12 protein-coding genes are annotated in these 14,428 nt (G+C 41.1%); 6 read left to right on the top strand and 6 right to left on the bottom strand.

What is annotated here, in order from left to right; genetic code table 11:
* Positions 1 to 33 precede the first annotated feature (33 nt).
* Complete coding sequence (gene pspA / locus ACH784_RS04275; protein WP_349285637.1) at positions 34 to 696, bottom strand: phage shock protein PspA; 663 nt, start codon at positions 694 to 696, stop codon at positions 34 to 36.
* Positions 697 to 880: 184 nt separating this feature from the next.
* Here pspA and pspF point away from each other — a divergent pair, with 184 nt between their 5' ends.
* From pspF to ACH784_RS04245, 6 genes are read left to right on the top strand one after another with little or no spacing between them, the layout of a single operon-like run.
* On the top strand, positions 881 to 1,963 hold the full coding sequence (pspF, locus tag ACH784_RS04270; RefSeq protein WP_404393770.1) for a phage shock protein operon transcriptional activator: 1,083 nt from the start codon (positions 881 to 883) through the stop codon (positions 1,961 to 1,963).
* Positions 1,964 to 1,966: 3 nt separating this feature from the next.
* Positions 1,967 to 3,574, top strand: coding sequence for an ABC transporter substrate-binding protein (locus tag ACH784_RS04265; RefSeq protein WP_404393769.1), 1,608 nt, complete (start codon positions 1,967 to 1,969; stop codon positions 3,572 to 3,574).
* Complete coding sequence (locus ACH784_RS04260) at positions 3,574 to 4,605, top strand: ABC transporter permease (RefSeq protein WP_404393768.1); 1,032 nt, start codon at positions 3,574 to 3,576, stop codon at positions 4,603 to 4,605. The genes ACH784_RS04265 and ACH784_RS04260 overlap by 1 nt, the downstream gene beginning before the upstream one ends.
* Positions 4,592 to 5,485 carry an ABC transporter permease subunit gene (locus tag ACH784_RS04255; RefSeq protein ID WP_404393767.1) on the top strand — a complete coding sequence of 298 codons (894 nt, stop codon included), beginning with the start codon at positions 4,592 to 4,594 and terminating at the stop codon, positions 5,483 to 5,485. The genes ACH784_RS04260 and ACH784_RS04255 overlap by 14 nt, the downstream gene beginning before the upstream one ends.
* On the top strand, positions 5,485 to 6,492 hold the full coding sequence (locus tag ACH784_RS04250) for an oligopeptide/dipeptide ABC transporter ATP-binding protein (protein WP_404393766.1): 1,008 nt from the start codon (positions 5,485 to 5,487) through the stop codon (positions 6,490 to 6,492). The genes ACH784_RS04255 and ACH784_RS04250 overlap by 1 nt, the downstream gene beginning before the upstream one ends.
* Entirely contained in the window at positions 6,477 to 7,238 is a 762-nt protein-coding gene (locus ACH784_RS04245) for an ATP-binding cassette domain-containing protein (RefSeq protein ID WP_404393765.1), read from the top strand. The genes ACH784_RS04250 and ACH784_RS04245 overlap by 16 nt, the downstream gene beginning before the upstream one ends.
* A gap of 34 nt (positions 7,239 to 7,272) precedes the next feature.
* On the opposite strand, the gene ACH784_RS04240 is transcribed toward ACH784_RS04245, so the two are convergent.
* From ACH784_RS04240 to clpX, 5 genes are all read right to left on the bottom strand, one after another.
* Positions 7,273 to 7,821: a YkvA family protein gene (locus tag ACH784_RS04240; protein WP_404393764.1), complete on the bottom strand. Its 549-nt coding sequence runs from the start codon at positions 7,819 to 7,821 to the stop codon at positions 7,273 to 7,275.
* Positions 7,822 to 7,991: 170 nt separating this feature from the next.
* Positions 7,992 to 9,902 carry a peptidylprolyl isomerase gene (gene ppiD / locus ACH784_RS04235; RefSeq protein WP_404393763.1) on the bottom strand — a complete coding sequence of 637 codons (1,911 nt, stop codon included), beginning with the start codon at positions 9,900 to 9,902 and terminating at the stop codon, positions 7,992 to 7,994.
* A gap of 159 nt (positions 9,903 to 10,061) precedes the next feature.
* Complete coding sequence (gene hupB, locus ACH784_RS04230; protein WP_125253533.1) at positions 10,062 to 10,334, bottom strand: nucleoid-associated protein HU-beta; 273 nt, start codon at positions 10,332 to 10,334, stop codon at positions 10,062 to 10,064.
* 200 nt (positions 10,335 to 10,534) lie between these two features.
* Positions 10,535 to 12,904 carry an endopeptidase La gene (gene lon, locus ACH784_RS04225; RefSeq protein ID WP_404393762.1) on the bottom strand — a complete coding sequence of 790 codons (2,370 nt, stop codon included), beginning with the start codon at positions 12,902 to 12,904 and terminating at the stop codon, positions 10,535 to 10,537.
* Between the two features lie 119 nt (positions 12,905 to 13,023).
* Positions 13,024 to 14,307: an ATP-dependent protease ATP-binding subunit ClpX gene (gene clpX / locus ACH784_RS04220; protein WP_138484083.1), complete on the bottom strand. Its 1,284-nt coding sequence runs from the start codon at positions 14,305 to 14,307 to the stop codon at positions 13,024 to 13,026.
* Positions 14,308 to 14,428: the final 121 nt, after the last annotated feature.

The following is a 14,428-nucleotide window of genomic DNA, read 5'->3' as shown; positions in this document are numbered from 1 at the left end:
GCAGTGCCTGTCAGTGCAGGCACTTAATTCATATTATTCTTTGTTTGCTAGCTTTTTCTTTAGAGCCGCTAGTTCATCGTCTACTTGCTCATTTTTTTGTAAATCAGCAATTTCATCCGATAGTGATTTTTTGCCTAAATCATAAGCTTCTACTTGTGATTCTAGCCCATCGATTTTACTTTCATAGCGCTCGAAGCGATTTAATGCATCTTCCACTTTTGAGCTATCTAGTGCCTTTTTCACCTCTAAGCGAGACTCAGCTGAGCGCTGACGCAGCACAATGGCTTTTTGTCTTGCTTTCGCATCAGCTAGCTTATCTTGTAGCGTTGCAACTTCTTGCTGTAATTTCTCAATATGAGACTCTACATGCTCAAGCTCTTTTTCAACACTTGCTGCTGCATCTGAAGACTTTTGTCTTTCAAGCAGTGCTGCACGTGCTAGGTCTTCACGATCTTTAACCAGTGCCAGCTCAGCTTTTTCTTGCCATTGCTGCGCTTCTTGATTTAGTTGCTCAACACGGCGTGCTAATTCTTTCTTCTCAGCTAATGTTTTAGCTGAAGTAGAGCGAACCTCTACTAATGTGTCTTCCATTTCTTGAATGATGAGGCGAACCATTTTTTCTGGATCTTCTGCTTTATCAAGGATGGCATTGATATTTGAATTAACAATGTCTGCAAAACGTGAGAAAATTCCCATAATCTTTACCTCTTCGGTTACTCTATTTATTTAACTGAGTAAGTAGTATCAAGTTGCTTGCCAACTTTTAAAATAAATAAAAACACTAATAATCAACAACTTATTAAATTTCAAAAACTCCTTTTGTTCAAGCTTTTTTTAAAATACACTAATAGTTAGCAAAAATAACTAAGAGTTAGGCAATATGAGTCAGTTTCGCCAACAGGATAATTTACTTGGCCAATCCGACAGCTTTTTAGCTGTGCTAGACAAGGTTTCGCAACTTGCTCCATTAGACAAACCCGTACTAATCATCGGTGAACGAGGAACAGGTAAAGAACTTATTGCAGCCCGCCTTCATTACTTATCGGAACGTTGGGACCAAAACTACGTTAAGCTCAATTGTGCCGCCTTAAATGAAAATTTACTTGAAAGTGAACTATTTGGTCATGAAAGTGGTGCATTTACCGGTGCGAGTAAACGTCATGAAGGTCGGTTCGAGCGCGCCAATGGCGGTACTCTTTTCTTAGATGAGCTAGCCAACACCTCTGCCATGGTACAAGAAAAGCTTCTTCGTGTTATCGAATATGGTGAATTCGAACGCGTCGGTGGTAAAAGTACCGTAAAAGTAGATACACGCTTGGTATGTGCAACCAATGAAGATTTACCCACTTTAGCCGACAATGGTGAATTTCGTCACGATTTATTAGACCGCCTCGCATTCGATGTAATCACATTACCACCTCTTCGTGCAAGAAGAGAAGACATCGTCCTATTGGCTGAGCAATTTGCCATAAACATGGCCCGAGATCTTGAGTGGTCGCTGTTTAGTGGCTTTACAAAAAAAGCCATGGATAAGCTGCTTGATTACGACTGGCCGGGTAATATACGTGAATTAAAAAATGTGGTTGAACGTAGTTTATACCGCCATGGTAGCGAGCAACTGCCTGTTCATGAGATCATTTTCGACCCATTTGAAAGCCCTTACCGCCCAGCACAACGTATTAAAGCTCCAAGTTGTGTTGAAAGAGCCCCAGAAGCGGTAACGCCAGTCGTAACAGAAGTGCAAACTACCGTTGAACAAGTCCCTCTGACAGAACACCAATTTTCATTCCCGTGTGACTTAAAAACACTGTCAAATGAATATGAAATCGAACTATTAAAAAAAGCACTCGAACATAGTCAATTTAACCAAAAGAAAACTGCACAAATGCTCAGTTTAACGTATCATCAACTTAGAGGTTATTTGAAAAAATACAATCTGTTAGATCAGAAACAAGAGGCATAAATTGTGCAAAAACTGGTGTTGGGCACACTCTGCACTTTCTTAATTGGCTGCGTTGACGAGCAGCATGTGCAAGTGAATGAAAAAAACCAAGGGTTAGTCTATTGCGCTGAAGCAAATCCTATGTCGTTTAACCCGCAAGTCACCACCACGGGCTCGACAATAGATCTCATCGCCAACCAGTTATATGACCGCTTAATTAGTATTGATCCAGATACTGCTGAGTTTAAACCTGAACTGGCAGAATCTTGGGCTGTCTCGGATGATGGCACCACGGTTACGTTTTATTTGCGAAAAGGGGTGCAATTTCATCACACCGATTATTTTAAACCCAGTAGAGAAATGACTGCTGACGATGTAGTTTTTTCATTTGATCGTCTCTTTAATGTTTATAATCCTTACCATTTTGTTGGTGATGCAACCTATCCTTATTTTCAAAGTGTCGGTGTTGATCAGCTCATTCAAGACATCATCAAAATAGATGATTACACAGTTCAATTTAAGCTTTTCAATGCTGAGAGCAGCTTTTTATCAAATCTTGCAACCGACTTTGCGGTGATCACTTCTAAAGAGTATGCGGATAAACTTGCTGCAGTAGATAAAAAGTCTCAGTTTGATATCAAACCAATAGGCACAGGTCCTTACAAATATAAACAATATTTACGTGATAATTTGGTTCGTTATCACAAAAATGAAAACTACTGGAAGCACCCCGTTGCCATGTCGCAATTGGTGTTTGATATCACCACCAACAATACCAGTCGAATTGCCAAAATGCTGACCAAAGAGTGCGATGTCACTGCACACCCTAGTGCTTCTCAACTCGCCGTATTAAGTAAACGTGATGATATAAAAGTAGAAAGAGCTGCTAACTTAAATATTGGTTATTGGGCGTTTAATACTGAGAAAGAGCCGTTTGATAATTCGTTAGTGCGTAAAGCATTGGCTCACTCTGTCGACTTTAATAAGATCTTACAAGCCGTTTTCTATGGCAATGGGCAAATTGCAAGATCATACCTTCCCCCAGCTTCTTGGGCGTTTTCTGAGCAAGAAAATATGCCAAAGTACAACCCATCTCAAGCAAAAAAATACCTTGATATGGCTGGCTACGAAGAAGGCTTTGAAATGACGATTTGGGCAATGCCTGTATCGCGGATCTATAATCCCAATGCGCGCAAAATGGCTGAGCTCATACAAAGCGACCTAAAACAAATTGGTGTAACCGTTACAATCGTAGAGTACGAGTGGAACACATTTATTGAGCGCATAGGCAAACATGAACACGACAGTGTATTGCTAGGTTGGGTTGCTGATACGCCCGATCCTGATAACTTTTTTAGTCCACTATTAAGTTGTACAGCGACTTTCAGCGATAAAAATCCGGCTAATTGGTGTAATCCAGAATTTGATTTACTGCTAACTAAGGCACTCGACACAACAGATATTGACGAAAGAAAAGCGTTCTACGCCCAAGCTCAAGCCATGATCATTGACCAACTTCCTCTTGTGCCTATAGCACACGGCATGCGCTTTCAGGCCTCTAGTAAAGAAGTCAAGGGCATAGATTTAAAGCCATTTGGTGGCATATCTTTATCTGATGCAAGGAAAGAGTAATGCGCGAGTATTTATTTAGACGTTTAAGCCTACTGCTTTTCATGCTGCTTACGCTGACCATGTTTACTTTTTCTTTGAACTACCTGTTTCCAGGTGATGTGCTAGCCAATTTCAGTGGCCAAATTAATAACAGCTATGCACAATCTCAAAGTTTGGCTGAAAAATATCATCTAAATGAAAATATCATTGTACAATATGGGGCTTTTCTTGGTCGCGTATTTGAAGGTGATTGGGGCTATTCTCTCTCTTCAGGTCAGCCGGTTTTTGAGCATATATTACTGCTCTTCCCCGCCACCATCGAATTGTGCGTTTATGCACTAGTTGTCGCAGTCATGTTTGGTATTCCTGCAGGTGTCATTGCCGCAGTATTCCATAAACGCTGGCCTGACAAGATAATCAACTCATTGACTTTAATGGGCTTTTCTATCCCTATTTTCTGGCTCGCTTTGTTGCTAATCATGGTATTTTGCTTAGGACTTGGTTTATTCCCCATGTCTGGTCGAATTGGCTTACTCTATGAGATTGAACCTTATAGTCACTTCATTTTAGTCGATATCATTGTACAAGGCTTCCCCTATGGCGGCTTGGCATTTATTGATGCTCTCAAACATTTAGCGCTGCCAACGGTTGTTTTGGCAATGTATCCCACAACGGTTTTAATCCGCTTCACTCGAGATTCAATGCTTAATGTACTAGACCAAAACTACATCAAAACAGCTCGAGCTAAAGGCCTAAACCGCCGACAACTTATTCTTCATCACGCACTAAGAAATGCGCTATTGCCTGTTATTAAACAGATAGGTTTGCAGTTTAGTACTTTGCTGACACTTGCCATGATCACTGAAGTTATTTTCTCTTGGCCTGGGGTGGGCCGCTGGCTGATAGAAAGTATTTATCAAAGAGATTACCCTGCTATTCAAGGTGGTTTGTTAGCTGTGTCTGTATTTGTTATTTTCGCCAACATGTTTGCTGAATTTAGCCATACCTTATTGAACCCTATTTCAAGGAATCAAGCACATGGCAAAATTTAAGCTCTTTAGCGAAGAGTCGAATCGCTCGCCTCTATCGCGGTTATGGAAAAAGTTCAAAGCTAACCACCCTGCACTTGTGGGCCTATGGATATTTATTGCTTTAACTTTGTTAGCCTTATTTGCACCGCTTATTTCGCCTTATAGCATTAATCAACAACATGCAGATGCGCTACTGCTGCCTCCTTCTTGGCATGAAGCTGGCGATGTACGGTTTATTCTTGGCACCGATGATTTAGGTAGAGATATTTTATCTAGGCTCATGAACGGGGCGACTTTTACATTCGGGTTATCGATAATTGCCGCTTTAATCACAACTATTCTGGGCGTGATTATAGGCTCTCTAGCAGGAATGAGCCGAGGACTTCGTTCTAGTTTCTTCAATCATTTACTCGATATTACACTTTCAATTCCCTCGCTTTTATTGGCAATCATCATTATTGCAATCTTAGGTCCTGGTTTGTTAAACACTGTGTGGGCAATTATTCTTGCGCTGTTACCTCAATATGTGCACTCAATTCGAAACTTAGTGGTAGAAGAGTTAAATAAAGATTACATCAGTGCTTTTCGGTTAGACGGAGCCAATAAGTGGAAAATTCTTACACGTGGGGTTTTTCCTAACATATATGAACATATAGTGGTTATATTCACTATGGCGCTGTCTACAGCTATTTTAGATATAGCTGCGCTTGGTTTCTTAAAACTTGGTGCTCAGCCTCCCACTGCAGAATGGGGTGCTATTCTCGCTGAAAACCTTGGTCTAATTTATCTTGCGCCTTGGACTGTTGGCCTACCCGGCGTTTTATTATTTATTGCTGTGTTATCTACTAATCTAGTAGGTGATGGATTACGGCAGGTGCTCAAAGATAGAAAGGCCGACTGATGCATTTATTAGATATCAAAAACTTAACTATCGAACTACCAACTGAGAATGGCGTTATACGTGCAGTCGATAAGGTCAATTTAAGCTTGAAAGAAGGCGAAGTTCACGCTTTGGTTGGTGAGTCAGGCTCAGGTAAAAGCTTAATCGCAAAAGCCATCGTCGGGGTTTTAAATAAACGCTGGCGTGTCACAGCAGATAGAATGCATTGGCAAGGGGTCGATCTAATGCGCTTGCCGCCAGAGAAGCGCAGGAAATTGGTTAGCCAAGACATTGCGATGATTTATCAAGAGCCGAGTCGAAGCCTCGACCCCACAGCCAAAATCTTCGAGCAGATATCTGAATCTATTCCAGAAGAATCACTCAATGGTAATTTTTTAGTTCGCCGGCAACTGAGAAAAAAGCGAGTTAAAGCACTGCTTCACAAAGTGGGGATCAGAGACGATAAACGCGTTGCTGACAGCTACCCTCATGAACTTTCTGAAGGTATCTGTCAGAAAGTAATGATTGCTATGGCGATTGCAAGGAACCCGAAATTACTCATTGCAGATGAGCCAACAACAGCACTCGAAAGTACTACCCGAGCCCAAGTTTTTAGGTTGCTTAAAAGTTTAAACCAATTAAAAAATATGTCTGTTTTGATGATCTCTCATGAACTCGAAGAAATCACTGATTGGTCTCATGCTATGCATGTTTTATATTGTGGTCAGATGGTCGAAGCGGGACCCACTGACAAAGTGTTTAACGCGCCTTTGCACCCTTACACACAAGCACTCGTAAAGAGTCTGCCTGACTATGCACAAGGCTTAGCCCATAAAGAAAGCTTCTATGCACTAAAAGGGACAATCCCGCCTTTACAACACTTACCTATTGGCTGTCGACTGGGCCCTAGATGCCCCCAAGCTCAAAAGCAATGTGTTGTAACACCAAAGCAAAAAAAGTCTCACGGTCATACCTATGCCTGTCACTTCCCTTTGCTTAAGGATGATAAGAAATGCAACCCATCTTAAAAGTTCAGTCTTTGCATAAAACCTTCAGATTAAGAGACGGTTTGCTTAGGCGAAAGAATGTCCCTGTTTTAAAAGACATTTCATTTTGCTTAGGGAAAGGCGAAACCATAGCCGTTATCGGAGAAACTGGCGCGGGAAAAAGCACTTTGGCAAAATTGTTAGCTGGTGCAGAGCAAGCCGAAACAGGGCAGATTTTACTCGACGGCGTAACAATAGAAGATGATGGCATTAGACAAGATCATTGCCGTCACATTCGAATGATTTTTCAAGATCCAACTCGCTCTCTTAATCCAGGTCTGACAATAGGCGATATTCTGGATGATTGCTTGAGCTATAACACTGAATTAACCAGTAACCAGCGTAATAAGAAAATTGCGATTGTGCTCAATCGAGTGGGCTTGCTTGAAGAGCACTACCATTACTACCCACATATGTTCAGTGGCGGTCAATTACAGCGTGTCGCGCTTGCTAGAGCCCTTATACTTGATCCAAAAGTGTTGGTACTAGACGAGGCATTATCATCCCTTGACCCTTCAGTTAGGGCGCAAACGGTTAATTTATTGTTGGCGCTGCAAAAAGAAACAGGTTTGAGCTACGTATTAATTACGCACCATTTGAGCCTAGTTAGGCATATGAGTGATAGCGTGTTGGTACTAAACAAGGGCAAGATGGTTGAATATGGTAAAACTGCAGAAGTGTTTGCTAAACCAAAGTCAAAAGTAATGAAAAGGCTGCTTAACGTATAAGCAGCCTTTAAGAATTCAAGTCTTTATAACTAAATTACATGATACGAGAAAATAGGCGCGATTTACGGCCTTGACGTTGACGGCGCATGTTAGAGCGGATCTGCGCACGCGTACCTGCCAACCAGCTTTCACGATCAACCTTTGCATCTTCACCACGACGTGATTCTTCAGTAGATCTAAAACTACAGAACTCTGAATACGCTTTAAGGTCTAAAGACATATCTTGTAAAACCAGTTCAATCATAATTGCATCATCAATATAACCAAGACCCGGAATATGATCTGGTACCACATCTTCCGGCTCACTAAAGTACGCTAATGAAGCAATAATGTCTTTTCTTTCTTCTTCTGGGATCTGCCATTCTTGATCTTGAACTGCATCAATTAAAGTCGCCAAAGACGCCATTCTTGTGCGAACAAATTCTGGCAGCTCACTCTTTTCCATCTCATCAACAAGCTGCTGAGCTTTAGTTAAGATTTCACTTTCTGAATAGTGAGAAGTTTTACTGATAACTTTGTCCATCATGCTCTTAAAATGCGCTAAATCTGCATCTGATAGTTCAAAGTTGATTTCAATTGCCATGTTCCCAGCTCCCTGAGTTTTTATTGTTTATAAATATTATCTTAACCATAGAGCAATGGGGATTTATGTCAATAATGGAGCGAGCAAAAAACCTGCAAACTTGAAACTGTTTTGTAAATCAAAATAAAAAAAGCGCCTAAAAGGCGCTTTTTTGTTTATAAAGTGTTTACTTAGTTTTCTTCAGCCACTTGAACTGCTGGGCGAGTAACTTCTGCTTTTGCTTCTAACGCAGAAACAAAAGTAAGATAGTTTTTATTAATCGCCGACATAGTAATACCTTGCTTTTGCTGCGCATCAAGCTCAGCAGTGATCTCAGGAGTCGTTACTGAGTTCAGTTGTACTAAAGCAATGTCACCATTATTTAGCGTGACTAAGCCTTCTACCTTGTCACCTTCTACAGGGTGAGGCATTGCAAATACATTTTTCACGATAGCCGGAGCAACTGAATATGATTGACGCTGTAATGCAGCTTCAGTTTTTACTTCAGCAGCTTCTGACGCAGCGATTTCTTGTAAAGCTTTACCTGCTTTAAACTCAGTAAATAAGTTTTCTGAATAGTCAGCCAGTAAAGTGGAAGCTTTCTCATTTGTTAAAGTCGCAACGATTTGTTCTTTAACTGCTTCTAACGGCTTAGTCGCTGCTGCAACATGTTCAGTGACGCGAACAACAACAAAGTGCTCAGGTGCAACTTCTAGCACCTCTGAGTTAACTTTATCTTCAAGTAACTCTGGTGTGAAAATAACGGTAGAAACGGCTGGAGAATTTAACGGCGCAGGAAGCATCATACGACTTACTAAGCCTGTAGATTTAAGTTCAACACCCGCAGCAAGAGACGCATCATCTAGTGAATTAGCCATTTCGAATGCAAGTTCAGCAACTTCTGTTTGCTTTTGATAGAAAGCATCTAATTTAGCATTTTTCTCAAGCTCGGCACGAAGTTCATCAGCAACCTCTTCGAACGGTTTCTCAACTTGCGCTTGCAGATCTGTTAACTTAATGATGTGGTAGCCAAACTCAGTCGCTACTACATCAGTGAAATCGCCTACATTGGCAAGCTCAAACGCAGCTTCTTCGAAAGCTGGGTCCATCACATCACGTTCAATCCAATCAAGGTCACCGCCAAGTTCAGCACTAACGATATCATCTGACTTTTCTTCAGCTAAAGTAGCAAAGTCTGCGCCTGCTTTTAACTCGGCTAAGATTGCGTTAGCTTTTTCTTCTGCAGCCGCATCATCTTCGCTGTTATCAACAAGGATATGTGAAATTCGACGCTTCTCTTCTTCTTGATACTGAGATTTACTTTCTTCGTAGTATGTACGAACAGCCTCGTCTGTTACTGGTTCTGCAAGCGTAATATCATCTGCTTTTAGTTCTAAGTACTGAACTGCAACTTGCTCTGGCGCCATAAACTGTTGCTGATTAAGCTGATAATAGTCTTTCACTTCTTCATCTGACACTGACACTTGCGACTTCATTTTCTCCTTCGTCAGAACCACATAATCGATATTACGTGTTTGCTGTTGCAGTGCAGCCGTTTGCTGTAATTCACTTGGTAAAACGAAGTCAGAGCCCGCTACTGCCGAAACAAGTTGAGTACGCGTCATTTCTTCACGTAAAAACTCTCTGAATGTATCTGGCTGGAAATTCATCTGACGGATTGCACGAAGGTAAGTATCATTATTAAATTGACCCGCAATTTGGAAATAAGGCATTTCAACAATCGCTTGTTTCACTTGCTCGTCACTAACACGTAGACCTAACTGAAGTGCTAATTGGTTTTGTAATTCTTGTTGTACCAAACGGTCAATTACACCTTGACGGATCTGCGCCATGTAATTTGGGTCAGCTGCGATTTGCGCAAAGTACTCACCAAACTGCTGCTCTAAACGTGAACGTTCATTTTCGAAAGCACGTGAGAATTCAGTTTGATTAATTTTAACACCATTTACTTCTGCAACAGGTTGCTCTGTGGTTTGACCTAGGTAACCACCTATCCCTGCTAACGCAAAAGACAGGATAACTAAGCCAAGTATAACTTTGGCTGCAAGGCCCTGTGAGCCTTCTCTGATCTTTTCTAGCATTGTTGTTTCTCTTATCTAAGCCAAAGCACGCACGCGCTTTGATTTTTAGCTATTGTAAAAAAAGCGTATCTTATCAGATACGCTTTTTTACTTGAAGCTACACGAGACTGACTTAACGATTTAAACGTGAATCAGTGTAAAGCCTCGTCACTAATTAAATTAGTTTACTGCGTCTTTCAGTGCTTTACCCGCTTTGAAAGAAGGGATATTCGCAGCTGCGATTTGGATAGTTTCACCAGTCTGTGGGTTACGGCCTGAACGTGCAGCACGCTCACGTACAGAAAAAGTACCGAAACCAACTAATGCTACAGAGTCGCCTTCTTTTAACGCACCAGTAACTGACTCGATGAATGAATCTAGCGCACGACCTGCCGCTGCTTTAGAGATATCAGCATCAGCTGCGATTTGATCGATTAATTGAGATTTATTCACAATATCATCCTCTTACATTGTTATTATCAAAAGCGAGAGCATTTTTTGATAACTACCACTTTTTGTTATTACTACTAGAAAGTGAAGCACTTTCTAATTCTTAAAAATCTTTGTAAGCCTAAGCCACATAAGGCCTAGGCTTGAATCAGAGCCTAACTTATCACACCAACGTGATTTGAAAAGCCCTTTACAGCACTTTTTTAGCTATTTTCGACTTTTTTCTGAGTTTCTACAGAAAATGATTCGATTGGTTCAGCTAAAGCCAGTGATAAAACCTCGTCAATCCAAGAAACTGGGTGAATTTCTAGGCCTTCAAGTACATTCTGAGGAATCTCTTTCAAGTCTCTTTCATTCACTTTAGGAATAACAACGGTTTTAATACCACCACGATGCGCTGCCAGAAGCTTTTCTTTTAAGCCACCGATAGGCAGTACTTCACCACGTAAAGTAATTTCACCTGTCATAGCCACGTCAGAGCGAACCGGATTACCCGTTAAGCTAGACACTAAAGCAGTCACCATAGCTATACCGGCACTCGGCCCATCTTTAGGCGTCGCGCCTTCTGGTACGTGTACGTGAATATCACGCTTCTCATAAAAGTCTTCATTAATGCGCAGCTTATCAGTACGACTACGAACAACCGTCATAGCTGCCTGAATCGACTCTTGCATTACATCGCCTAAAGAGCCTGTAAATGACAGCTTACCTTTACCTGGCATTGACGCACATTCGATAGTCAATAAATCACCACCGACTTCTGTCCATGCCAAGCCAGTCACTTGGCCAATTCTGTCGCCATCTTCTGCTTTACCGAAGTCATGACGATGTACGCCTAAGTAAGATTCTAAGTTGTCACCATTGATAACTATTTGCTTATTATCTTTATTAAGTAAGATGTCTTTAACTGCTTTGCGGCAAAGCTTTGAGATCTCACGCTCTAGGCTACGAACACCCGCTTCACGCGTGTAATAACGAATAATGCCAATGATAGCGCTATCTTCGATTTCAACCTCACCTTCTTTCAAACCATTTCGTTTGATCTGCTTTGGAATAAGGTGCTGCTTAGAGATATTCAGCTTTTCATCTTCGGTATAACCAGATAGGCGGATCACTTCCATACGGTCAAGTAGAGGACCTGGAATATTGAAGCTGTTAGACGTTGCAACGAACATCACATCAGATAAGTCGTAATCTACTTCTAAATAGTGGTCGGCAAAGGTACTGTTTTGCTCTGGATCTAATACTTCTAACAATGCAGAAGCTGGGTCGCCACGCATATCTGATGACATCTTATCGATTTCATCAAGCAAGAATAATGGATTCTTCACCCCAACTTTACTCATGCTTTGAATGAGTTTACCCGGCATTGAACCAATGTAAGTTCTACGGTGACCACGGATCTCCGCTTCATCACGAACACCACCTAGTGCCATACGCACATACTTACGACCCGTTGAACGTGCGATTGACTGACCTAAACTGGTTTTACCAACGCCTGGAGGACCCACTAAACATAGGATTGGACCTTTTAGTTTGTTGGTGCGCTGTTGAACAGCTAGATACTCAATAATGCGCTCTTTCACTTTCTCAAGGCCGTAGTGATCAGCATTTAAGATTTTTTCAGCGCCAGCTAAATCTTTCTTCACCTTAGAACGTTTCTTCCAAGGTACATTGATCATAGTATCGATGTACGAACGCACTACCGTTGCCTCTGCTGACATTGGCGACATCATTTTTAACTTGTTCAGTTCGGCAGTGGCTTTTTCTTCTGCCTCTTTAGGCATTTGCGCTTCGCTGATACGCTTTTTCAACGCCTCAAATTCATCAGGCACATCGTCTAGCTCACCTAACTCTTTTTGAATCGCTTTCATTTGCTCGTTCAGATAGTACTCACGCTGTGATTTTTCCATCTGCTTTTTAACGCGAGAGCGGATCTTCTTCTCTACTTGTAGTAGGTCAATTTCACCTTCCATAAGCGCCATTAAGTACTCTAAGCGCTCTGTTACGCTTTCAAGCTCTAACACTTTCTGCTTTTCTGGTACCTTAATAGGCATATGTGCAGCCATGGTATCAGCTAGTCGAGCTGCTTCATCAATACCAGACACAGATGATAAAACTTCTGGTGGGATCTTCTTATTAAGCTTTACATAGCCTTCAAATTGGCTAATTGCACTGCGCACGAAAATATCTTGCTCTTGCTCATCAATATCTTGTGAAGCAACAAATTGCGCAGTCGCAGAAAAGTATTCATCGGTTTCAATAAATGATTCGATACGTGCTCTTTGCGTACCTTCTACTAGCACCTTTACTGTGCCATCCGGTAATTTTAATAACTGTAATACAGTCGCAATTGTACCTGTTGTATAAATTTCATCTGTTGAAGGATCATCAACCGCAGCATCCATCTGCGCGGCTAGAAAAATTTGCTTGTCTTTTTCCATCGCCGCTTCAAGACATCTGATCGATTTCTCACGACCAACAAATAGCGGGATCACCATATGCGGATACACAACAACGTCGCGTAGGGCCAACACAGGAATTTCGACTCGATCAGTTCTCTCAAGTGTCATTATTTTCTCTTCGCATTTTGGTTATTCGTTAATAATGGCAATATGGGGATTAAACCCATAAAGTTCAACCGATTGATAAAAAAAGGAGCCATTGGCTCCTTTTTTATACCGAATCTTAATTATTCTGAAACAGCTTTGTCTTGGTTGCCGTTTTCGTAAAGAAGAATTGGATCTGATTCACCTTTAATCACAGTTTCATCAATAACGACTTTACTGACATCTTCTATTGAAGGTAAATCATACATAGTATCTAGCAGTACACCTTCAACAATAGAACGTAGGCCACGGGCACCCGTTTTACGTTCCATGGCTTTGTGTGCAATCGCTTTCAGGGCATCTTCTCTAAACTCTAATTCAACACCTTCCATTTTGAAAAGTGCGCCAAATTGTTTAGTCAGTGCGTTTTTAGGCTCACTTAAAATTTGAATAAGTGCCGCTTCATCAAGCTCTGTCAGTGTTGCTACAACTGGAAGACGACCAATAAATTCAGGGATTAAACCGTACTTCACTAGATCTTCAGGTTCAACATCTTTAAATGTTTCACTTAAAGAACGTTCTGAGTCTGAGGTTTTTACATCTGCACCAAAACCAATACCAGTATTTTTGTGACTACGTTGTTCAATCACTTTATCTAGGCCCGCAAATGCACCGCCACAGATAAACAAGATTTTAGACGTATCAACTTGTAAAAACTCTTGTTGAGGGTGCTTACGACCGCCTTGTGGTGGCACTGACGCAACGGTACCTTCAATTAGCTTAAGTAAAGCTTGCTGAACGCCTTCACCAGACACATCACGCGTAATTGATGGGTTGTCTGACTTGCGAGAAATTTTGTCAATCTCGTCAATATAAACAATACCACGCTGCGCTTTTTCTACATCGTAATCACATTTTTGTAGTAGCTTTTGAATGATGTTTTCAACATCTTCACCAACATAACCTGCTTCAGTTAATGTTGTTGCATCAGCCATGGTAAATGGTACGTCAAGTAATCGCGCTAGTGTTTCTGCTAGTAGCGTTTTACCACTACCCGTTGGACCGATAAGTAGAATATTACTCTTACCTAGTTCAACTTCAGACTTTACAGATTGATTCTTTAAACGCTTGTAATGGTTATAAACAGCGACAGCTAACACTTTTTTGGCGTGCTCTTGACCAATAACATAGTCGTCTAAATGATTACGGATCTCTTTAGGTACAGGTAGTTTGTCACCAGAGTCATGCTTTGGTGCAATATCTTTTATTTCTTCCCTAATAATGTCGTTGCACAGATCGACGCATTCATCGCAAATATAAACAGAAGGACCAGCAATTAGCTTTCTCACTTCATGTTGGCTTTTGCCACAAAATGAGCAGTATAAAAGCTTTGTATTTTTGTCGCCGTCTGTTGGTGTATCTGACATTCAGCTACCTCATCGTGTTGCGTTATCTTCTCTAGATAACAATAATCATGGTGTTAACTATATCAAAGAAACTAAAAGTTAGCATAGTTAACTAAGGGCAAATTAGCATTGCCCTAATTTA

The sequence above is a fragment of the Pseudoalteromonas phenolica genome (genome assembly GCF_044788725.1).
GTDB lineage: Bacteria > Pseudomonadota > Gammaproteobacteria > Enterobacterales > Alteromonadaceae > Pseudoalteromonas > Pseudoalteromonas phenolica_C.
The sequence above is the reverse complement of the archived record's forward strand: the minus strand, read 5'-3'. Positions and strand labels throughout refer to the sequence as shown.